Genomic DNA, 20,597 nt, shown 5'->3' on the forward strand with positions numbered 1-20,597 from the left:
GTCCTTAGTGCAGATTGGGCTGGGCGCCGACGCCCTTTTCGTCGATCGGATAACCGCGCGCGAAACGGTCGAGCCGGAAGGCGCGGGCGGTCTGATGCGGCGTGTTGCGGGCGATCAGATGGGCGTAGCAGAAGCCGGAGGCGGGTGTCGCCTTGAAGCCGCCGTAACACCAGCCGGTATTGAGGTAGAGATTGTCGATATGGGTGCGGTCGATGATCGGCGAGCCGTCCATGCTCATATCCATGACGCCGCCCCAGGAGCGCAGATAGCGCACGCGCGAAAGCGACGGGATCATCGCCAGCCCGGCCTCGGCGACATGTTCGACCGAAGCGAGATTGCCGCGCTGGGCATAGGAATTATAGCCGTCGATATCGCCGCCGAAGACGAGGCCGCCCTTATCGGACTGGGAGACATAGAAATGCCCGGCGCCGAAGGTGACGACCGTGTCGATGAAGGGTTTCAGGCCTTCGGAGACGAAGGCCTGCAGCACATGGCTTTCAATCGGCAGCCGCAGGCCGGCCATATCGGCGACGACGGTGGAGTTGCCGGCGGCTGCGAGCGCCAGCTTGCCGCAGCCGATGAAGCCCTTGCTGGTCTCGACGCCGGTCACCTGACCATTTTCGCGGCGGATACCGGTCACCTCGCACTGGGTGATGATGTCGACGCCGCGGCTGTCTGCGCCGCGCGCATAACCCCAGGCGACCGCATCGTGACGCACCGTGCCGCCGCGCGGGTGGAACAGGCCGCCCATAATGGGGAAACGGGCATTGTCGAAATCGAGGAAGGGCAATTTCCGGCGCACTGCCTGCCGGTCGAGAAGCTCGGCGTCGACGCCGTGCAGCCGCATGGCGTTGCCGCGGCGCGTATAGGCGTCACGCTGCGCATCGGAATGGAAGAGGTTGAGCACGCCGCGCTGCGAGACCATGGCGTTGAAGTTGAAGTCCTGCTCCAGCCCTTCCCAAAGCTTCATCGACAGCTCGTAGAAGGGATTGTTGCCTGATAGCAGGTAGTTCGAACGGATGATCGTCGTGTTCCTGCCGATATTGCCGGAGCCGAGATAGCCCTTTTCGAGGACGGCGACATTGGTGACGCCGAACTCCTTGGCGAGATAATAGGCGGTGGCAAGACCATGGCCGCCGCCGCCGACGATGATGACGTCGTAATGCGGCTTCGGCGCCGGATCGCGCCAGGCAGGCGCCCAGCCCTTGTTGCCGCGAAGGCCGTTCAGAAAAATCGAAAGAGCGGAATAGCGCATGGGTCACCCGGAAAGAACAGGAGCATGATGCCAGAAAGAGACGCATGTACTTGCACGATAAGGACATAAATCGCTAAGAAAGAGACATGTCTTCATTTGATAGCAAAAATGTCCAGACAATCGGCTTCATCCTCATCCCGGGATTTGCGCTGATGTCCTATGCCTCGGCCACAGAGCCGCTCAGGGCGGCAAATCTTCTGGCCGGGCGCGAGATCTATCGGCTGCGGATCTTCTCGCCGGATGGTGCAGCGGCGCTTTCCTCCTCGGGCACCAGCGTTCCCGCCGAACCTCTGCCGGTCAGAGGCTCGGGACTTGGAACAGCCTTTGTCTGCGCCGGCGGGTCACCGCGCGACTGGCGATATCCCGGTGTGCTTGCCTGCTTGCGGCAGCTGTCGCGCGAAGGTGTAAGGATCGGCGGCATTTCGGGCGGTCCCTATCTGATGGCCGCCGCCGGACTGCTGGGCGGCCGCGACTTCACCATCCACTGGGAGCATGCCGCCGCCCTTCTCGAAGCCTTCCCGGACCTCACGCCGCGCCAGGCGCGCTTCATGATCGACGGCAACCGGATCACCTGCGGCGGCGGCATCGCGCCCCTCGACATGATGCATGTGCTGATCGCCGAGCGCATGGGACCGGATTTCGCCCGCCGGGTCAGCGACTGGTATCTTCATACCGAGGTCAACGAGCCGGCAGCCCCGCAGCGCGCCTCGCTGGCCGAACGTTACGGGGTCCATCATCCCGGCCTGCTCAGTGTTCTCGAACGGATGGAGGAGACGATCGAGATGCCGCTCGAACGTGCCGCCATGGCGCGCATCGCCGGCGTCACCGCACGCCATCTCGACCGGCTCTTTGCCACCCATCTCGGCACCACCTTCCTCGATCAGTATCGCAGGATCAGGTTGCAGCATGCTCATCGCCTGCTGAAACAGAGCCCGCTTTCGGTCTCGGAAATCGCGGTCGCCACCGGTTTTTCCAGTCTGAGCCATTTTTCCCGGATGTTCCGCGCCGTCTACGGCATCGCTCCGCGCGCGGCGCGGCGGGAATAGGTTTTCTTCACGGTTGAGGAATTTTCACTATGGCGATAGGGTTGCCTTCAGACCAAAGAGAAGGCGGCGGTGGAAAATCCATGAAATCCAAGCGTGAAGCGGCAGAGCAATCGGAACAGGCGCATGGCGGACGCGCGCCCTTTTCCCAGGATCCGCACGCCGTCCGGGAGCCGAAGGAGAACAACCTCGAAATGGCGATCGGCCACGAGGTGCGCGCCTACCGCAAGAAACTCGGCATCACGGTCACCGATCTGGCGGCCGCGACCGGCATTTCGCTCGGCATGCTGTCGAAGATCGAGAACGGCAACATCTCGCCGTCGCTGACGACGCTGCAATCGCTGTCGCGGGCGCTCGGCGTGCCGCTGACCGCCTTTTTCCGCCGCTTCGAGGAACCGCGCAATGCCGTCTTCGTCAAGGCGGGGCAGGGCATCGAGCTCGAGCGGCGCGGCACGCGCGCCGGCCATCAATATAATCTGCTCGGCCATATCGACAACAATACCAGCGGCGTCATCGTCGAGCCCTATCTGATCACGCTGACGGCCGATTCCGATATTTTCCCGACCTTCCAGCACGAGGGCATGGAGTTTCTCTACATGCTCGAAGGCGAGGTGATCTATCGCCACGGCGACCAGCTTTTCCAGATGCAGCCGGGCGACAGCCTGTTCTTCGACGCCGACGCGCCCCATGGGCCGGAGCAGTTGATGAAGCTGCCGAGCAAGTACCTCTCGATCATCAGTTATCCCCAGCAGAACTCCAAGAGCTGACTTGCCTTAGAAGAAAAGTTTATTCCTCCCAGTTGATGTCCTGATGTAGACCTGCTAGTCCTTTCTCAACATGAAAGGAGGCACACCTATGTGCGGCATCGTTGGACTGTTCCTCAAGGACAAGAGCCTTGAGCCTCAGCTGGGAAATCTGCTCTCGGATATGCTGATAACCATGACCGATCGCGGTCCGGACTCGGCCGGCATCGCCATCTATGGCGGCTCCGCCGAAGGCAGGGCAAAAATCACCATCCAGTCGGCCAATCCCGGCGCGGATTTCGACGGCCTCGCCGGCGACCTTGAGAAGGCCGGCATCAAAGCCGACGTCTCGATCAAGAGTACGCATGCGGTCATCGAGCTGGACGCGTCCAAGCTTGGCAATGTGCGCAAGGCGCTTGAAGAGATCCGCCCGGCGGTCCGTCTGATGGGATCGGGCGAAAGCGTCGAAATCTACAAGGAGATCGGCCTTCCGAAAGAGGTCGTGGCGCGCTTCGGCGTCCGGGCGATGAGCGGAACCCACGGCATCGGCCATACCCGTATGGCAACGGAATCCGCGGTCACCACGCTCGGCGCGCATCCGTTCTCGACCGGCGCCGACCAGTGCCTTGTGCACAATGGCTCGCTCTCCAACCACAACAACCTGCGCCGCGAACTGGTGCGCGAAGGCATGACCTTCGAGACGCAGAACGATTCCGAAGTCGCCGCCGCCTATCTCACCGCCGAAATGGCCAAGGGCAAGGATCTCGGCCAGGCGCTGACGGGCGCGCTCGACGATCTCGACGGCTTCTTCACCTTCGTCGTCGGCACCAAGTCCGGCTTCGGCGTGGTGCGCGACCCGATCGCCTGCAAGCCCGCCGTCATGGCCGAGACGGATCAGTATGTCGCCTTCGGCTCGGAATACCGCGCGCTGGTCAACCTTCCCGGCATCGAGAATGCCCGTGTCTGGGAGCCGGAGCCGGCAACCGTTTACTTCTGGGATCACGACAAGGCCGCCTGAAGGACGCCTGAAAAGCAGGAGCCGGCTCAAACCGTCTCGGACCAACGAGGAATAAATGCCCACATTCGATCTTTCCAACACGCCTCTTCGCGAATTGAACAGCGCGCTGCACGCCCTTTCCCAGGGTGCGAACGACACTGAATTCGAAGTCATCAACCCGCGCGGCAGTCATGCCGTCGCCGTTGGCATCGACAGCCCCGTCACGGTCGCTGTCAGAGGATCGGTTGGCTATTACTGCGCCGGCATGAATGACGGCGGCAGGGTGACTGTTCATGGTTCGGCCGGTCCGGGCGTTGCCGAAAACATGATGTCCGGTACCGTCGTCATAGAGGGCGACGCCAGCCAATATGCCGGCGCCACCGGCCGAGGCGGCCTGCTCGTCATCAAGGGCAACGCGGCGTCGCGCTGCGGCATTTCGATGAAGGGCATCGACATCGTCGTTCATGGCAGCATCGGCCACATGTCGGCCTTCATGGGTCAATCCGGCCATCTGGTCGTGCTGGGCGACGCCGGCGATGCGTTGGGGGATTCGCTCTACGAAGCCAAGCTGTTCGTCCGCGGCGAGGTCAAAAGCCTCGGCTCCGACTGCATCGAGAAAGAGATGCGGCCGGAGCATCTGGACAAGCTTGCCGAACTGCTCGATCGCGCCGGGGTCACGGACGTCAGGCCCGAAGAGTTCAAGCGCTACGGCTCCGCCCGCAAGCTTTACAATTTCAACATCGACAACGCCGACGCGTATTAAGGCGAGGGACCCCCATGAGCTATCACAACCCCTATACCCCGCCGCGCAAGTCCGCGACATTCGACGACTATACGCTTGCCGAAATCCGCCGCGCGGCCGCGACCGGTATCTATGACATCCGCGGCGCCGGCACCAAACGCAAGGTTCCGCATTTCGACGACCTGCTGTTTCTCGGCGCCTCCATCTCGCGCTATCCGCTCGAAGGCTACCGCGAGAAATGCGACACGACTGTGGTGCTCGGCTCACGTTTCGCCAAGAAGCCGATCACGCTGAAGACGCCGATCACCATTGCCGGCATGAGCTTCGGCGCGCTGTCCGGCAATGCCAAGGAAGCGCTCGGCCGCGGCGCGACGATCGCCGGGACCTCCACGACGACAGGCGACGGCGGCATGACCGATGAAGAGCGCGGCCATTCGCAAACGCTGGTCTACCAATACCTGCCGTCGCGCTACGGCATGAACCCGAAGGACCTGCGCCGCGCCGACGCGATCGAAGTCGTGGTCGGCCAGGGCGCCAAGCCCGGCGGCGGCGGCATGCTGCTCGGCCAGAAGATCTCCGACCGCGTCGCCAATATGCGCAACCTGCCCAAGGGCATCGACCAGCGCTCGGCCTGCCGCCATCCGGACTGGACCGGCCCCGACGATCTGGAAATCAAGATCATGGAGCTGCGCGAGATCACCGACTGGGAAAAGCCGATCTACGTCAAGGTCGGCGGCGCGCGTCCGTACTACGACACCGCTCTTGCGGTGAAGGCCGGCGCCGACGTCGTCGTGCTCGACGGCATGCAGGGCGGCACGGCGGCGACCCAGGACGTCTTCATCGAGAATGTCGGCATGCCGACGCTCGCCTGCATTCGTCCGGCTGTCCAGGCGCTGCAGGATCTCGGCATGCACCGCAAGGTGCAACTGATCGTTTCGGGCGGTATCCGCTCGGGCGCCGACGTTGCCAAGGCGCTGGCGCTGGGCGCCGACGCGGTCGCGATCGGCACGGCGGCGCTCGTCGCGATCGGCGACAACGATCCGCATTGGGAAGAGGAATATCAAAAGCTCGGCACGACGGCCGGCGCCTATGACGATTGGCATGAAGGCAAGGATCCGGCCGGCATCACCACCCAGGACCCGGAGCTTGCCAAACGCCTCGACCCGGTTGCGGCCGGCCGCCGCCTCGCCAACTACCTCAAGGTCATGACGCTCGAGGCCCAGACGATCGCGCGTGCCTGCGGCAAGAACCACCTGCACAACCTCGAGCCGGAAGACCTCGTCGCACTGACGATCGAGGCATCGGCCATGGCGCAGGTGCCGCTCGCCGGCACCAACTGGATCCCCGGCAAGACCGGTTTCTAAAAACGCCGGCCGGGCGCGTTTGGGAGGATGCGGCCGGCTTCATTATCAAGTGTCTAAGATCATTACATAAGGTCAATACAAGGGGACAAACGTGACACTGGACCTCTCGCAATACGCCTCCGAAAAAGGCATCAAATATTTCATGATCAGCTACACCGACCTGTTCGGCGGCCAACGCGCCAAGCTGGTCCCCGCCGAAGCCATCGCCGACATGCAGAAAGATGGCGCCGGCTTTGCGGGCTTTGCAACCTGGCTCGATCTGACGCCTGCCCATCCCGACCTGTTCGCGGTTCCCGATGCTTCCTCCGTCATCCAGCTGCCCTGGAAGAAGGACGTCGCTTGGGTTGCCGCCGACTGCGTCATGGACGATCAGCCTGTCGAACAGGCCCCGCGCGTTCTGCTGAAAAAGCTGGTCGCCGAGGCTGCGAAAGAGGGGCTGCGGGTAAAAACCGGCGTGGAGCCCGAGTTCTTTCTCATCTCTGCCGATGGCTCGGTGATTTCAGACCAGTTCGATACCGCCGAGAAGCCCTGCTATGATCAGCAGGCCGTGATGCGTCGCTATGATGTCATCGCCGAGATTTGCGACTACATGCTCGAGCTCGGCTGGAAGCCCTATCAGAACGATCACGAGGACGCGAACGGCCAGTTCGAGATGAACTGGGAATATGACGACGCGCTTCAGACGGCGGACAAGCACTCCTTCTTCAAGTTCATGGTCAAGTCGGTCGCCGAAAAGCACGGCCTTCGCGCCACCTTCATGCCGAAGCCCTTCAAGGGCCTGACCGGAAACGGGTGCCATGCCCACATCTCGGTCTGGGACATCGATGGCAAGGTCAACGCCTTCGCGGACAAGGAAATGGCCTTCGGGCTCTCCGCTCAGGGTAAAACCTTCCTCGGCGGCATCATGAAGCACGCCTCGGCGCTCGCCGCGATCACCAATCCGACGGTCAATTCCTACAAGCGCATCAACGCGCCGCGCACGACATCGGGCGCCACTTGGTCGCCGAACACCGTGACCTGGACGGGCAACAACCGCACCCACATGGTGCGTGTGCCGGGACCCGGACGTTTCGAGCTGCGCCTGCCGGACGGGGCAGTCAACCCGTACCTCTTGCAGGCGATCATCATCGCCGCCGGCCTCGACGGCATCCGCAGCCAGGCCGATCCCGGTCGGCATTACGATATCGACATGTATGCCGAGGGGCATCTGGTGAAGGACGCACCGCGCCTGCCGCTCAACCTGCTCGACGCGCTGCGGGCCTATGATGCCGACGAGGGCTTGAAGGCGGCCATCGGGGCTGAGTTTTCCGCCGCCTACCTCAAGCTCAAGCATCGGGAATGGAATGCCTACTGCTCGCATTTCACCCAGTGGGAACGCGACAACACGCTCGACATCTGAGGAGCGGGCAGACCTGCAATAGGCACGCCGGACGGAAAAGCGCCGGCGCGCCCAGGTTCTCTGCGCTTGAAACGGCGAAGGAAAAGACCGCATGAAGAACTTCGTACTCACCGTATCCTGCAAATCGACGCGCGGCATCGTTGCGGCGATTTCGAGCTATCTGGCGGAGAAGGGCTGCAACATCATCGACAGCTCGCAGTTCGACGATCTCGATACCGGCAAGTTCTTCATGCGCGTCAGCTTCATTTCGGAAGAAGGGCTTTCGGGTGTCGAGATCGGCGCCGGTTTTACAGCCGTCGCCGCGCCCTTCGAGATGGATTACGAGTTTCACGACAGCGAGAAGCGCATGAAGGTGCTGCTGATGGTGTCGCGCTTCGGCCATTGTCTCAACGACCTGCTCTACCGCTGGAAGATCGGCGCGCTGCCGATCGACATCGTCGGCGTCGTCTCCAACCATTTCGACTACCAGAAGGTCGTGGTCAACCACGACATCCCCTTCCACCATATTCCGGTCACCAAGGCCAACAAGGTGCAGGCCGAGGCGCGGATCATGGAGGTGGCCGAGCAGACCGGCACCGAACTGATCGTGCTCGCCCGCTACATGCAGATCCTGTCGGACGAGATGTGCCAGAAAATGTCCGGCCGGATCATCAACATCCATCATTCCTTCCTGCCGAGCTTCAAGGGCGCCAATCCCTACAAGCAGGCCTATGGCCGCGGCGTCAAGCTGATCGGGGCGACGGCGCATTACGTCACCGCCGATCTCGACGAAGGCCCGATCATCGAGCAGGACACGGCGCGCATCACCCATGCGCAGTCGCCCGACGATTATGTCTCGATCGGCCGCGACGTCGAAAGTCAGGTGCTGGCGCGCGCCATCCACGCCCATATCCATCACCGCACCTTCATCAACGGCAACCGCACCGTGGTCTTCCCGGCAAGCCCCGGCAGCTACGCCTCCGAACGCATGGGTTGAGAGAGACGGCCATCGACGGCAGCACGCAGTCGCATCGGTCATGCAGGACGTTAAAGCTGCGGCGAGTGCCGCCGAAAGTTTGGGAAATGCATGCCGGGCGGGCTTGCCACGGCGCGAAAGACTTATATAGTCAGGAAATAAATATTCCGTAGAGGAAATAAGAGGGAACGGAAATGGCTTTATCATGGCGTTTCTCCGTCTTGGCGGATCGGCATCGCGCTCTGGGATCGAAGCTCGAGGACTGGAGCGGCATGGGAACCGCCTGGACCTACGACAAGGACATGTCGGAAGAACATGTCGCCGTTCGCACCAAGGCCGGCATCATGGATGTCTCGGGCCTGAAGAAAGTGCACCTGGTCGGCCCGCACGCCATCGCCGTGCTCGACTACATCACCACCCGCGACCTGACGAAGATCTATCCCGGCCGCTCGGTCTATGCGACCATGCTGAACGAGCGCGGCCACTTCACCGACGACTGCATCGTCTATCGCACCGGCCCGAATTCCTGGATGCTGGTGCATGGCTCCGGCTCCGGCCACGAGGAAGTCGTCCGCCAGGCGGCAGGCCGCAATTGCGCCGTGCTCTTCGACGACGACCTGCATGACCTGTCGCTGCAGGGTCCGCTCGCGGTCGACTATCTCGCCAAATACGTGCCCGGCATCCGCGACCTCAAATATTTCCACCACATGCAGACGACGCTATTCGGCGCGCCGGTGATGATCTCCCGCACCGGCTATACCGGCGAGCGCGGCTACGAGATCTTCGTGCGCGGTCAGGACGCCGTGATGGTCTGGGACCGGATTGTCGAGGAAGGCAAGGAGATGGGCATCATCCCCTGCTGCTTCTCGGTTCTCGACATGCTGCGTGTCGAAAGCTACCTGCTCTTCTACCCCTACGACAATTCGCAGATGTATCCCTTCGCCGATCAGCCGCCCGGCGACAGCCTCTGGGAACTCGGCCTCGACTTTACCGTCAGCCCCGGCAAGACGGGCTTTCGCGGCGCCGAGGAACATGCCCGCCTCAAGGGTAGGGAACGCTTCAAGATCTTCGGCATGCTGATCGATGCCGACGGACCGGCCGATCTCGGCGACGAGGTCTTTGCCGACGGCAAGAAGGTCGGCGTCATCACCTGCCCGAGCTATTCGTCGCTGACGAAGAAATCCATGGCGATTGCCCGTCTCGACGTTGACAAGGCGGTGCATGGGACGAAACTCGAAGTCCGCGGCAAGACCCTCAAGGCAGGCGCCACCGCCCATACGCTTCCCTTCGACGATCCGGAGAAGAAGAAGAGGACTGCCGTAGGTTAAGGAGCACGCGAATGCTCGTTGCAGGCATCAAGAGCCGACCAGTCTACACGGGACTGACCATCCAGCCCAACGCCCGGCGGCACATTTTCGCGCTCGAAGGGGAGGGCGCCAAGGCTCTCCTCGATCAGCAGCCGGCGCTTGACGAAACGGCGCTTTCCCGCAGCGAAATCCTCTATGTCGCCCGCGGCTCGCAAGGGTCCGGCCTGGACGAGGCGCTGCGCCGCCTCGGCGCCGACATGTTCTTCACCGCTCCGACCATCGCAACGCTGCTCTTCCGGTTGAAAGGCTCGCTCGCCACCGCCCATATGGGCACGCGGCTTTATATCTCGGGCACCGAAGGCTTCATCGGTCAGGCGATGCTCTTGGCGCTCGAATACGGCATGGACCATGCCTCCGTCATCACCGAGCATCGCGGCTCGCTGGCCCGACGCGTGCAATGCGTCCATTGCAAGGGCATCACCGACGACGTCACCACCAGCCCCTTTGCCTGCAGCCATTGCGGGCTCCCGCTTCTGGTGCGCGACCATTATTCACGTCGGCTCGCGGCCTTCCAGGGCGTCAATATCGATGCCGAAGAGCCCGGCAGCGCGCCTGATCCGGAGGAGTTGTTCCTTTGAGCGGTGGTACTGAAATTCCTGTCCGCGTGGCGCGGATCACGCCGATCGCCGATCGCGTCAAGCGCTTTCGCTTCGAGCGCCTGGACGGCAAGCCGATGCCCTATTTCTCCGGCGGCGCGCATGTCATCGTCTCGATGAACGATGGCGGCCACATGCGCCGCAACGCCTATTCGCTGATGTCGCCGCCGCATGACTGCACGGCCTATGAGATCAGCGTGCTGCATGTCGAGGATTCACGCGGCGGCTCCACCTTCATGCATGAGAAGGTCAGTGAAGGCGACGAGCTGAAGGTCAGCTACCCCGTCAACCTGTTCCAGCCGGACTGGCGCGGGCGCAAGCATCTTCTGATCGCCGGCGGCATCGGCATCACCCCCTTCATCGCGATGATGGAGCAATTTGCCCGCGAAGGCGCCAATTTCGAGCTGCACTACGCCATCCGCTCGCGCGACCGCGGCGCCTATTGGCGGGAACTGCTGGAGCGCTACGGCGGGCATCGCATCAAGATCTATTGCGACGCCGAAGGTGGCGCCATCCCGTTGACGCGCCTGCTCGACAGCCAGCCGCTCGGCACGCATCTCTATGTCTGCGGCCCATCCGGGATGATCGACGGTGTGCTGAAAACAGGCCTCAATGCCGGCTGGCCGGAACAGAACCTGCATTCGGAACGGTTCCTGTCGTCGCTGCCCGGCAAACCCTTCACGATGGAACTGATCCGCTCCGGCAAGACCGTGAAGGTCGGCCATCATGAAAGCATGCTGGAGGCGATCGAGGCGGCGGGCGTCGACGCGCCCTTCCTCTGTCGCGGCGGCGCCTGCGGTCAATGCGAGACGGGTGTCGTCACCTGCGACGGCAAGCTGCTGCACCATGACGTCTATCTGACGAACGAAGAAAAGGCATCCGGCCGCAAGGTGATGATCTGCGTGTCCCGCTTCGAGGGAAACACGCTGCATCTCGATCTCTAGCGGCATCTGATAAAGCGGGACAAGGAGACCGAACATGGCAATCGCCTTCAAGCAGGAAACCTTCCGGAACGACTTCAGCTACCGCAACAGCCCCGAAAACATCCGGCGTTTCCCGTTTCCCTTCGACCGCGACGAATACATGTATTCCGTCAACATGGAGCCGCATGTGCGCGGCCGGGCGGGCACCGTCTACGAAAACCTGATCGACGTCGACGAGCATTACGTCGCCGAAATGCACGACCGGGCGTTGGTTCTGAAGGAAGATCCGCTGCGCTACCAGGCGCTGCCGCACATGATGAGCGCGCAATGGGATACGCTCGAACTTTTGATGGAAGAGCAGGCGGCGGGTTATCCCGAGCATTTCACGCTGATCCGCAACGGCGACCAATGGCGCTGGATCAACCGCCCGCTCGGCATCGACGACAGCTTCACCTTCGGCGATGCCTCGACGCTGCCCTGCGAGCCCTTCGAATATATCACCCGCCAGGCCCAGGGCGACTTCTGCATCGTTGATCAGCGCGACGGCAATCTCTGGATGGACGCCGGCATGGTGACGACGCAGGCCGACTGGTCGCTCGATTTCGATATCGGCATGAATTTCATGGAATGGCACGGGCCGGTGCCGCTCGCCCACCAGATCGGCGTCTTCGACCGGGCGCTGAAATTCCTGTTGAACCTGCAGCAGGGCAAACCGACACGGCGCTTCAACTGGACGATGACGATCAATCCTCGGCTCGACACCAGCCCGGAGAACTACCACAAATGGGGTCCCGATCGCACCACCGTGACGCCTGACAATGTCGGCGAGAAGGTGCATCTGCGCGTCGAGCTGCAGAGCCTCTGGCGCCTGCCGCGCTCGAATGCCATCCTCTTCGTCATCCGCTGCTACCTGATGAACATGGAGGAGCTCGCCACCGTGCCGAAATGGGCGCGCCGCTTTCCGCGCGTGCTGAAGACGCTGCCGCCGGAGCTCATCGACTACAAGGGCCTCACCCGTTTCCGCGAGACGACGATCGACTGGCTTTCCAAATATGACGACGGAGCTCCCACCAGCCCCGGCATCTATCCCGACTGACGCGCAGCGGTGCGCACCAGCGCCGCGTGTGGTTTCAGACGCGCAAAACAGGCAATGACATATAATCAAGAGGGGAATGCTTCATGACAAGAGTAGCCGTCATCGGTGCCGGTCCTTCCGGGCTTGCGCAGCTGCGCGCCTTTCAATCGGCCGCCCAGAAGGGCGCCGAGATCCCGGAGATCGTCTGCTTCGAAAAACAGTCGGATTGGGGCGGGCTCTGGAACTATACCTGGCGCACCGGCCTCGACGAATATGGCGAGCCGGTCCATGGCAGCATGTATCGATACCTCTGGTCGAACGGCCCGAAGGAATGCCTGGAATTCGCCGATTATTCCTTCGAGGAGCATTTCGGCAAGCCGATCGCCTCCTATCCGCCGCGCGCCGTGCTCTGGGATTACATCAAGGGCCGCGTCGAGAAGGCGAATGTCCGCCACTGGGTGCGCTTCAGCACGCCGGTGCGCATGGTCCGCTTCGACGATCAGACGAAGAAATTCACGGTGACGGCGCATAACCGCATCGAGGACCGGATGTATGACGAGGAATTCGATTATGTCGTCGTCGCAAGCGGCCATTTCTCGACGCCGAACGTGCCCTATTTCGAGGGTGTGAAGACCTTCAACGGCCGCGTGCTGCATGCCCATGATTTCCGCGACGCGCTGGAGTTCAAGGGCAAGGATATCCTGATCGTCGGCCGCAGCTATTCGGCCGAAGACATCGGTTCGCAATGCTGGAAATACGGCGCGAAATCGGTGACGACGAGCTACCGTTCAAAACCGATGGGCTTCAAATGGCCGGAGAATTTCGAGGAACGGCCGCTGTTGACCAAGCTCGAAAACCGCACGGCGCATTTCCTCGACGGCTCGAGCAAGGAGGTCGATGCTGTGATCCTCTGCACCGGATACCAGCACCACTTCCCCTTCCTGCCCGACGATCTCCGGCTGAAGACCGCCAACCGCCTCTGGGCCGACAGCCTCTACAAGGGGGTGATCTTCGACAAGAACCCGCAGCTTTTCTATATCGGCATGCAGGACCAGTTCTACACCTTCAACATGTTCGACGTGCAGGCCTGGTGGGCGCGCGACGTAATGATGGGGCGCATCACCCTGCCGTCGGAAGAGGCGCTGAAGGCCAATTTCGACATGTGGCGCGCCCGCGAGGAAACGCTTGAAGATGCCGAGCAGATGATCTGGTATCAGGGCGACTATGTGAAGGAACTGCTTGATGAAACCGACTATCCCTCCTTCGACATCGAGGGCACCAACCGGACCTTCATGGAGTGGGAACATCACAAGGCCCACAATATCATGGGCTTCCGCGATCATGCCTACCGGTCGCTGATGACCGGCAACATGTCGCCGACGCATCACACGCCCTGGGTCGAGGCGCTCGACGATTCCATGGAAGAATATCTGCGCAACTGATGAGGCAGGCCTGCATTGCCGGAGGAGGGTGGTCGTGCATTCTCTTCCGGCGCATGCGCCGTATTAAATGAGACGACATAAATCCATCTGTAACTCTTCTCTTCGGATGTGGCCTTCATGGATTTTCAAACGAGCATTCTCGGGCGCATGAACGGTTTTCTCTACCGCTGCCGCGCCGACGAAAACTACACCATGCTTGAAATGACCGACGGCATCGAGCGCATCTTCGGTTATCCCACCGACGAGATCATCGGCAATCGCACGCGGACCTTCACCTCGATCATGTACGAGGAAGACGTGCCTCTGATGGACGAGATCGTCGGTCGGGCGCTGGAGAAGCGCACGGACTGGACGATGGAATACCGCATCCGTCACGCCATGGGTCATCTCATCTGGGTCACCGAGACCGGCGGCGGCATCTGGGACGAGAGGGGCGAGCTTCTTTATCTCGAAGGCAGCATCATCAACATCGAATCACTCTATCAGCGAATCGATGAGCAGACCGCCGACATGCGCGTCACCGCCTCGAAGACCAATGAAATCCTGCAATCGCTGCGTTACCTGAAGCTGCTTGCCGTCAATGCCGGCATCGAGGCCGCCCGCGCCGGCACGGCCGGATCGGGCTTTGCCGTGCTGGCCGCCGAGATGCGCACGCTCGCCAACTCCTCGGAAGAGGCCGCACGCGCCATTTCCAATGCACAACGCAAGGCGGAAGGCTGAGCGTCACCCGGCGCAGCGGCAGATTTGCGGCTGACGTCGAAAGCCGCATTATTAACCGTGCGGTGCAGCTGGAGAACATAAAGCGTTTCCAATGGCTTGCCGCAATCTCGCCCTCGAAAAACCTCACGTCATTATGGGTAATGTTAAGGTCGCGTTAACTTTTTGTTAACCATAGCAGCGCTAGACATGGTCAACGATTTCTTCACATAGATGACCAAAGTGCTAACAGACGCTCGCTCTATCCGCATCAAGGGCCGCTCTTTCCTCGCGGTCATGCTGTCCCCGGATCTTCCCATCGATGATTGGTTGATCAGGCTGGACGATCTGGCCGCGCGTTCGGCCGGGTTTTTCCTCGGCCGGCCTGTCGTGCTCGATCTGACGGACCTGCAGATCGACCGGCCGCAGCTGAAGGACCTGATTGCCGAACTTGCCAAGCGCAATGTCAGCATCATGGGCATCGAAGGCGCGCGGCCTTCGATCCTCGGCTCCGGGATGCCGCCGGCGCTCAAAGGCGGCCGGTCGGTTTCCGATATCGAGGTTCCGGCCAAAGAGAGCGTCGATACGCCGGTCAAACCGGCAGCGGCGGAGACGCGCCCGGCCATGCAATCGATCGTCATTCGGGAGCCGGTGCGCTCCGGACAATCGGTGATATTCCCGGAAGGTGACGTCACCGTCATCGGATCGGTCGCCTCGGGTGCCGAGGTCATCGCCGGAGGGTCCGTGCATATCTATGGCGCCCTGCGTGGCCGAGCCATGGCGGGGTCCATCGGAAACGCATCGGCGCGGATCTTTTGTCGCAAGCTCGAGGCCGAGCTGGTTGCAATCGACGGCATCTACAAAATGGCGGAAGACATGGCCCCCAATCTTCGCGGACAGGCTGTTCAGCTCTGGCTCGAAGAGGACGCGATCATGGCAGAGAAACTGATCTGACGGCAGCGGTGCGCGTCTCTTCGAGAGCCGCAAAGGACGCTGTAACACTTTGAATTACTGGGGCCACGGCAAAGGAGAGACAATGATGGGGAAAGTGATCGTCGTCACGTCAGGCAAGGGCGGGGTTGGCAAGACCACCTCGACCGCCGCATTGGGAGCGGCGCTGGCGCAACGCAATGAAAAAGTCGTCGTCGTCGATTTCGACGTGGGCTTGCGCAATCTCGACCTCGTGATGGGCGCCGAACGCCGGGTCGTCTACGACCTGATCAACGTGATCCAGGGCGACGCCAAGCTTACCCAGGCGCTGATCCGCGACAAGCGTTTGGAAACGCTGTTCCTGCTGCCGGCCTCGCAGACGCGCGACAAGGACAATCTGACGGCCGAGGGCGTCGAGCGCGTCATCAACGACCTGAAGCGCTATTTCGACTGGATCATCTGCGACAGCCCCGCAGGGATCGAACGCGGCGCGACGCTTGCCATGCGCCACGCCGATGTTGCCGTGGTCGTCACCAATCCGGAAGTCTCGTCGGTGCGCGATTCCGATCGCATCATCGGCCTGCTGGATGCCAAGACCGCCAAGGCCGAACGCGGCGAACGGATGGAAAAGCACCTGCTGCTCACCCGCTACGACGCCAACCGCGCCGAACGCGGCGACATGCTCAAGGTCGACGACGTCCTGGAAATCCTTTCCATCCCGCTGCTCGGCATCATACCCGAAAGCATGGATGTCCTGCGTGCCTCCAACATCGGCGCGCCGGTCACGCTGGCAGACAGCCGCAGCGCGGCTGCTATGGCCTATTTCGATGCCGCTCGCCGGCTCGCCGGCGAGACGGTGCCGATCGCGATCCCAGAGGAAAAGAGGAATATTTTCGGCAAGATCTTCGGACGGAGGGCAGCATGAATATTTTCCGTCTTTTCAACAAGCAGAGAACAGCACCGGCCGCCCGCGAACGGCTGCAGGTCCTTCTCGCCCATGAACGTTCCTCGGCGGGGTCGGACCTGGTCTCGCTGCTGCGTGAGGAAATCCTGGCGGTGATCGCAAAACACGTGCAGCTCGACCATGACAAGGTGCAGGTGACGATCGATCGCAACGAGTACGTCTCGACGCTGGAAATCGACGTCGAAATCCCGCTGAATGCAGCCGTGCAGGCGGCTTGAAAGATAGCGCTGCCTGTCGTGTCGACAGGCGGCGCCGACAGTCAGGACTTTCTGGCTTTGCGATTGGCGTAGCGCAGGTCGCGTTCGGCCTTTCGGGCCGCTTCATCGGCAATCACGCGGGCGATCCGGTCTTTGTCAGCCGCTTCGCGCGCGTCGGCCTCGGCGCGTGCGGCGGCCTCGGCGGCAGCCTGACGCTCGGCTTCTGCGGCCTGAGCCCGCTCCAGTTCCTCGAGCTTGACCCGTTCGCGCGCAGCACGCCGTTCTTCCCTGGCCGCGGCAATGGCCTGGCGCTCCGCCTGCTTGGCGAGCCGGGTGGGTTCAGCCGTATCCTTGGCGGTACGATACGCATTGAGGAGAGCGGCCTTGGCTTCGGCAGCGGCGCTGCGGCGATCGGCAAGCTCGTTGTTTCTGGCGTTTTTCAAATCTGTTTCCTGACTGTTGGATGTCTGGCCCGAAGGTCAGATTTTCTTTTTCTTTGCGGCAAGAGCGGTAACCGCTGTCAAGCGATCCTGCAACTCCTTGGCCTCGCGGGCTTCGCGTAACCGCAAGGTCTTTTCTTCGCGGGCCCGCACCGTCTGATCGACTTCCTCAACCGCACGGCTTCGCGCCAGGAATTGCGATTGCGCGTTTCCAAAGGCAATCTCCGCCTGCTTGCGTGATTTGCTATGTGACTCTGTCATATCCGTCCTGGATTCATGCGCCGCTCAGCGAACGCAACAAAAAGGCCAGGCAAATTGCCTGACCTTGATAGTATCATGCTTTCGGCAGTGCCGGTACATCCGCGGTCAAAGGAAAGCAGATTTCAGCTCAGGCAGCCTGGAGATTGCAAGCGGACATTTTGCCCGACTTGTTATCGCGCTCAAGCTCGTAGCCGATCTTCTGGCCCTCGACGATTTCGCGCATTCCGGCGCGCTCGACGGCAGAGATGTGAACGAAGGCGTCAGCGCCGCCGTCATCAGGCTGAATGAAGCCGAAGCCCTTGGTGGAATTGAACCATTTAACTGTGCCAGTGGTCATAACAAACCCTTTCATAGCAATTGACAGACCGCACGTGCGCAAGCACGGCGGATGATGATCTCGATTTTGAAGAGGGAAGTTCGTCCAGGGCACGTTGCTAGCGTGCGATAACAAAAGTCAAACAAGCAATATCGACAACCGGAATATAGTCATCCAAGCCGAGTTTGTCAACTTTTAGTTTTTTGGAATAGCGAAATCTCCATTAGGTTGTATATCGACCGCCTTGCATGCCGAAAATCCGATCACCGCCTCAGACCTCAAAGAGCACGGGTTATGAGCGCGGCCGCGACTTCTGCGGGTCGTAGTGCGAAAGCGGCACGATCGTCGCCGGCAGGCGCTTCTGGTGGCCGTCGAGCCTGCCGATTTCGACCTCGGTGCCGGGGCTTGCATGCATCACGTCGATGCGGGCGAGCGCGATGGTCTTGCCGAGAACAGGCGAGCGGGTGGCACTGGTGACGACGCCGACTTGGGCCCGGCCGATATGGACGCAATCACCATGGCCGACGGCCTCGTTGGCCTTGATGTCGAGGCCGACGAGCAGGTGGCGCGGATGCTCCTTGCGCCGGATCAGCGCCTCACGGCCGATAAAATCATCCTGCTTGGATTTCAGCGGCACGGTGAAACCGATGCCGGCCTCGAACGGGTCCGTCTGGTCGGTGAATTCGTGATGGGCGAAAATCAGGCCCGCCTCGATGCGGACCATGTCGAGCGCCTCCAGCCCCATCGGCTTCAACCCATGCGGCTGGCCTGCCTCCCAGACGGCGTCGAACACCGTCAGCGCATCCTTCGGATGACAGAAGATCTCATAGCCTAGCTCGCCGGTATAGCCCGTGCGCGAGACGACGACAGGGGCGCCCTCGAAGCCGCCGATGCGACCGACGGTGAAGCGGAACCATTCGAGCTCGCCGATTTCAGGCTGGCGCGGCGCCGTCCAGATGATCTGCTTGAGGATATCGCGGCTCTTCGGCCCCTGGAGGGCGATATTGTGCATCTGGTCGGTCGAGGAGCGGACCCAGGCCTTGAAGCCCTTCTTCTCGGCCTGTTGACGCAGCCATATGCCGCTGAAATCATCGCCGCCGATCCAGCGGAAATTCTTGTCGCCGAGCCTAAACAGCGTGCCGTCATCGATCATGCCGCCGTTTTCGTAGCACATGGCGGAATAGACGACCTGGCCGGTCGACAGTTTGCGCACGTCGCGCGTCAGGCAATATTGCAGCAGTTCCTCGGCATCCGGCCCCGTCACCTCGAACTTCCGCAAGGGCGAGAGATCGATGACGGCGGCGCGCTCGCGGCAGGCCCAATATTCCTCGACCGGCCCTTCGCTGGAAAAGCGGTTCGGCAGCCAGTAGCCGCGATATTCGGCGTAGTCCCGCGTCAAGGCGGAGAGGCGAGGATGAAAGGCGGTTTCGCGCGTCAGTTCGGCGTCGGCATCTGGGGTCATGCGATAGGCTACCGCTCGTGAGAATTTCTCTTTTCCGGAAAAGGTGCGGACGTGGATATCCGTCGGATCCCAGCCGTTCGCCGCGTCGATATCGTCGGGACAGGACGAGGAGACGCAGACGAGATCGGTCAGCGCCCGCATCAGCACGTAATCGCCGGGACGCGACCATGGCTCGTCGAGATAGAGCTGGTTGTTGTGGTCGATATTGGTGTTGTAGAAATAATTCAGCGCTTCCCAGCCCTTGCGGCCGGCAATGCCGTAGGGCGCCAGCGCCGCGTTGAAATTATCCGTGCAGTTGACGTGGCCGGGATAGCCCATGTCGTCGTAATAACGCGCATTGCAGGCGGTCGCGAAAGCGTCGTGACGGCCGACCGTATCCTGGACGATCTCGACCAGCGGCTCGAAGTCGCGGTCGAAGGCCTTGGAGGGCAGGCCAGGCATGGGATAGCTGCGGCCGAGCAGCGTGCGGGTGACGGTGGAATCAAGCGCGAGATCGAGGCCTTTGTCGACCTTGCGGGCGGCAAACGCCTGGAAATCGGTGCACTGGCGTCCATAGACGTCGATGATCTGGATGAATTCGCCGGCACGTACGAAATAGGCAGCGGCGGTCGCCGCCCGGATGCGGATATCCTCGACCGGATCGGCGACCGGTTCCGGCAGGGCCGAGGCGTAATCGCGGATCAACAGGCTGCGCTTGATCCTGATCTCGATCGGCGTCGCCGTATCCTGCGCCTCCGGCGACATGGCCGCGGCGGGTGCCGCGACGATCAGCAGGCCCTTCATGGCAATCGTGAAATCCGCCTGGCTGCCCGGGGTCGATCCTGCCCCGAAAATGCGAAGCGCCCCGGCCGAAGCCAGATCGGCGCCGCGGCGCAGAAGCGCTACGCGCGTGCGGGCGGCGCTCTCATGCTCTGCCTGAAGAATGGCCTTCAAACCCTCGGCTGAATTGCTGAATGCCGCACCAAGACCGGCTGCCCGGAACCGTCCCTTTTCGTCGAGGAAAGAGATCTCGCAGACCTGCCCGCCCTCGCTGTCGATGACGCTGACGCGGTCGCCCGGCGCGACGCGCATGACGACCGATCCGCCGCCCTTTGCCCGGTAGCGCTCGGTTCCCTCCGGCAGGGTGGGAATGCCGGGATAATGCACGAGGCTCGCAGTCGCCGGGCGCAGGCCGTTCATAGCAGGATGAAGTTCTCGCATGCTGCCCTCATGGGGGATCGGCGTACCCTGGGGCACACCCATACAGGTTACAAAATGCCTCGGGAAAGTAAAGTCATGTTGACTAAAAAGAAAATATCTTCACTATGTATAAAGAGTTGAGACTCGGGGAATCCGTCGGGAACACGGATCGCCAAAATCATCCGGGCCGGCTTGAGACTGTCAGGGAGACACGTTCAGGGAGACGTACAAAGATACGTCCGGAACAAATC

General features: G+C 61.6%; 21 protein-coding genes. 16 read left to right on the forward strand and 5 right to left on the reverse strand.

Annotation, left to right across the window (positions count from 1 at the left end; all coding sequences use genetic code 11):
• Positions 1-4: 4 nt before the first annotated feature.
• On the reverse strand, positions 5-1,255 hold the full coding sequence (locus tag FHT79_RS02175; RefSeq protein WP_097542647.1) for a sarcosine oxidase subunit beta family protein: 1,251 nt from the start codon (positions 1,253-1,255) through the stop codon (positions 5-7).
• A gap of 86 nt (positions 1,256-1,341) precedes the next feature.
• Between FHT79_RS02175 and FHT79_RS02180 the strand changes: the two genes are divergently transcribed.
• The 16 genes from FHT79_RS02180 to minE all read left to right on the forward strand — a co-directional run bounded on the left by FHT79_RS02180 (position 1,342) and on the right by minE (position 16,709).
• Positions 1,342-2,301 carry a GlxA family transcriptional regulator gene (locus FHT79_RS02180; RefSeq protein ID WP_183902935.1) on the forward strand — a complete coding sequence of 320 codons (960 nt, stop codon included), beginning with the start codon at positions 1,342-1,344 and terminating at the stop codon, positions 2,299-2,301.
• A gap of 80 nt (positions 2,302-2,381) precedes the next feature.
• A complete protein-coding gene (locus tag FHT79_RS02185) occupies positions 2,382-3,065 on the forward strand; it encodes a helix-turn-helix domain-containing protein (protein WP_183902936.1) in 684 nt (227 codons plus the stop codon).
• An 88-nt stretch (positions 3,066-3,153) separates the two neighbouring features.
• Entirely contained in the window at positions 3,154-4,059 is a 906-nt protein-coding gene (locus FHT79_RS02190) for a glutamine amidotransferase family protein (protein ID WP_097542650.1), read from the forward strand.
• Between the two features lie 55 nt (positions 4,060-4,114).
• On the forward strand, positions 4,115-4,801 hold the full coding sequence (locus tag FHT79_RS02195) for a GXGXG domain-containing protein (protein ID WP_047611831.1): 687 nt from the start codon (positions 4,115-4,117) through the stop codon (positions 4,799-4,801).
• 14 nt (positions 4,802-4,815) lie between these two features.
• Entirely contained in the window at positions 4,816-6,144 is a 1,329-nt protein-coding gene (locus FHT79_RS02200) for an FMN-binding glutamate synthase family protein (protein WP_003594873.1), read from the forward strand.
• Positions 6,145-6,235: 91 nt separating this feature from the next.
• Positions 6,236-7,543: a type III glutamate--ammonia ligase gene (gene glnT, locus FHT79_RS02205; RefSeq protein WP_063475679.1), complete on the forward strand. Its 1,308-nt coding sequence runs from the start codon at positions 6,236-6,238 to the stop codon at positions 7,541-7,543.
• Positions 7,544-7,634: 91 nt separating this feature from the next.
• Complete coding sequence (gene purU / locus FHT79_RS02210) at positions 7,635-8,519, forward strand: formyltetrahydrofolate deformylase (protein ID WP_183902937.1); 885 nt, start codon at positions 7,635-7,637, stop codon at positions 8,517-8,519.
• Between the two features lie 173 nt (positions 8,520-8,692).
• The gene (locus FHT79_RS02215) at positions 8,693-9,826 is read left to right on the forward strand and encodes an aminomethyltransferase family protein (protein ID WP_063476232.1); all 1,134 of its coding nucleotides are present in this window, start codon (positions 8,693-8,695) and stop codon (positions 9,824-9,826) included.
• 11 nt (positions 9,827-9,837) lie between these two features.
• A complete protein-coding gene (locus FHT79_RS02220; protein ID WP_183902938.1) occupies positions 9,838-10,443 on the forward strand; it encodes a dimethylamine monooxygenase subunit DmmA family protein in 606 nt (201 codons plus the stop codon).
• The gene (locus tag FHT79_RS02225) at positions 10,440-11,405 is read left to right on the forward strand and encodes a PDR/VanB family oxidoreductase (RefSeq protein WP_183902939.1); all 966 of its coding nucleotides are present in this window, start codon (positions 10,440-10,442) and stop codon (positions 11,403-11,405) included. Before FHT79_RS02220 ends, FHT79_RS02225 begins: the two co-directional genes overlap by 4 nt.
• Before the next feature lie 34 nt (positions 11,406-11,439).
• A complete protein-coding gene (locus tag FHT79_RS02230) occupies positions 11,440-12,480 on the forward strand; it encodes a DUF3445 domain-containing protein (protein WP_097622835.1) in 1,041 nt (346 codons plus the stop codon).
• An 83-nt stretch (positions 12,481-12,563) separates the two neighbouring features.
• Entirely contained in the window at positions 12,564-13,901 is a 1,338-nt protein-coding gene (locus FHT79_RS02235; protein WP_097544638.1) for an NAD(P)/FAD-dependent oxidoreductase, read from the forward strand.
• 117 nt (positions 13,902-14,018) lie between these two features.
• The gene (locus FHT79_RS32360; RefSeq protein WP_047613341.1) at positions 14,019-14,621 is read left to right on the forward strand and encodes a PAS domain-containing protein; all 603 of its coding nucleotides are present in this window, start codon (positions 14,019-14,021) and stop codon (positions 14,619-14,621) included.
• A 210-nt stretch (positions 14,622-14,831) separates the two neighbouring features.
• Positions 14,832-15,551 (forward strand): septum site-determining protein MinC, encoded by a 720-nt coding sequence (minC, locus tag FHT79_RS02245; protein ID WP_047613339.1) that lies wholly within the window; start codon positions 14,832-14,834, stop codon positions 15,549-15,551.
• An 85-nt stretch (positions 15,552-15,636) separates the two neighbouring features.
• Positions 15,637-16,452, forward strand: coding sequence for a septum site-determining protein MinD (gene minD, locus FHT79_RS02250; protein WP_018448670.1), 816 nt, complete (start codon positions 15,637-15,639; stop codon positions 16,450-16,452).
• Positions 16,449-16,709, forward strand: coding sequence for a cell division topological specificity factor MinE (gene minE / locus FHT79_RS02255; RefSeq protein ID WP_003574994.1), 261 nt, complete (start codon positions 16,449-16,451; stop codon positions 16,707-16,709). The genes minD and minE overlap by 4 nt, the downstream gene beginning before the upstream one ends.
• A gap of 41 nt (positions 16,710-16,750) precedes the next feature.
• Here the strand turns inward: minE and FHT79_RS02260 are convergent, their stop codons facing one another.
• The 4 genes from FHT79_RS02260 to FHT79_RS02270 all read right to left on the reverse strand — a co-directional run bounded on the left by FHT79_RS02260 (position 16,751) and on the right by FHT79_RS02270 (position 20,367).
• Entirely contained in the window at positions 16,751-17,131 is a 381-nt protein-coding gene (locus FHT79_RS02260; RefSeq protein ID WP_047613336.1) for a DUF6481 family protein, read from the reverse strand.
• 36 nt (positions 17,132-17,167) lie between these two features.
• On the reverse strand, positions 17,168-17,389 hold the full coding sequence (locus FHT79_RS32025; RefSeq protein ID WP_047613334.1) for a hypothetical protein: 222 nt from the start codon (positions 17,387-17,389) through the stop codon (positions 17,168-17,170).
• 127 nt (positions 17,390-17,516) lie between these two features.
• Positions 17,517-17,726, reverse strand: a complete 210-nt coding sequence (locus tag FHT79_RS02265; RefSeq protein ID WP_003548109.1) for a cold-shock protein — start codon at positions 17,724-17,726, stop codon at positions 17,517-17,519.
• Positions 17,727-17,997: 271 nt separating this feature from the next.
• Positions 17,998-20,367 (reverse strand): DUF1989 domain-containing protein, encoded by a 2,370-nt coding sequence (locus FHT79_RS02270; RefSeq protein ID WP_183902940.1) that lies wholly within the window; start codon positions 20,365-20,367, stop codon positions 17,998-18,000.
• Positions 20,368-20,597 lie beyond the last annotated feature (230 nt).

It is taken from the genome of Rhizobium sp. BK212 (genome assembly GCF_014197475.1).
In the GTDB taxonomy this organism is placed as follows: domain Bacteria; phylum Pseudomonadota; class Alphaproteobacteria; order Rhizobiales; family Rhizobiaceae; genus Rhizobium; species Rhizobium anhuiense.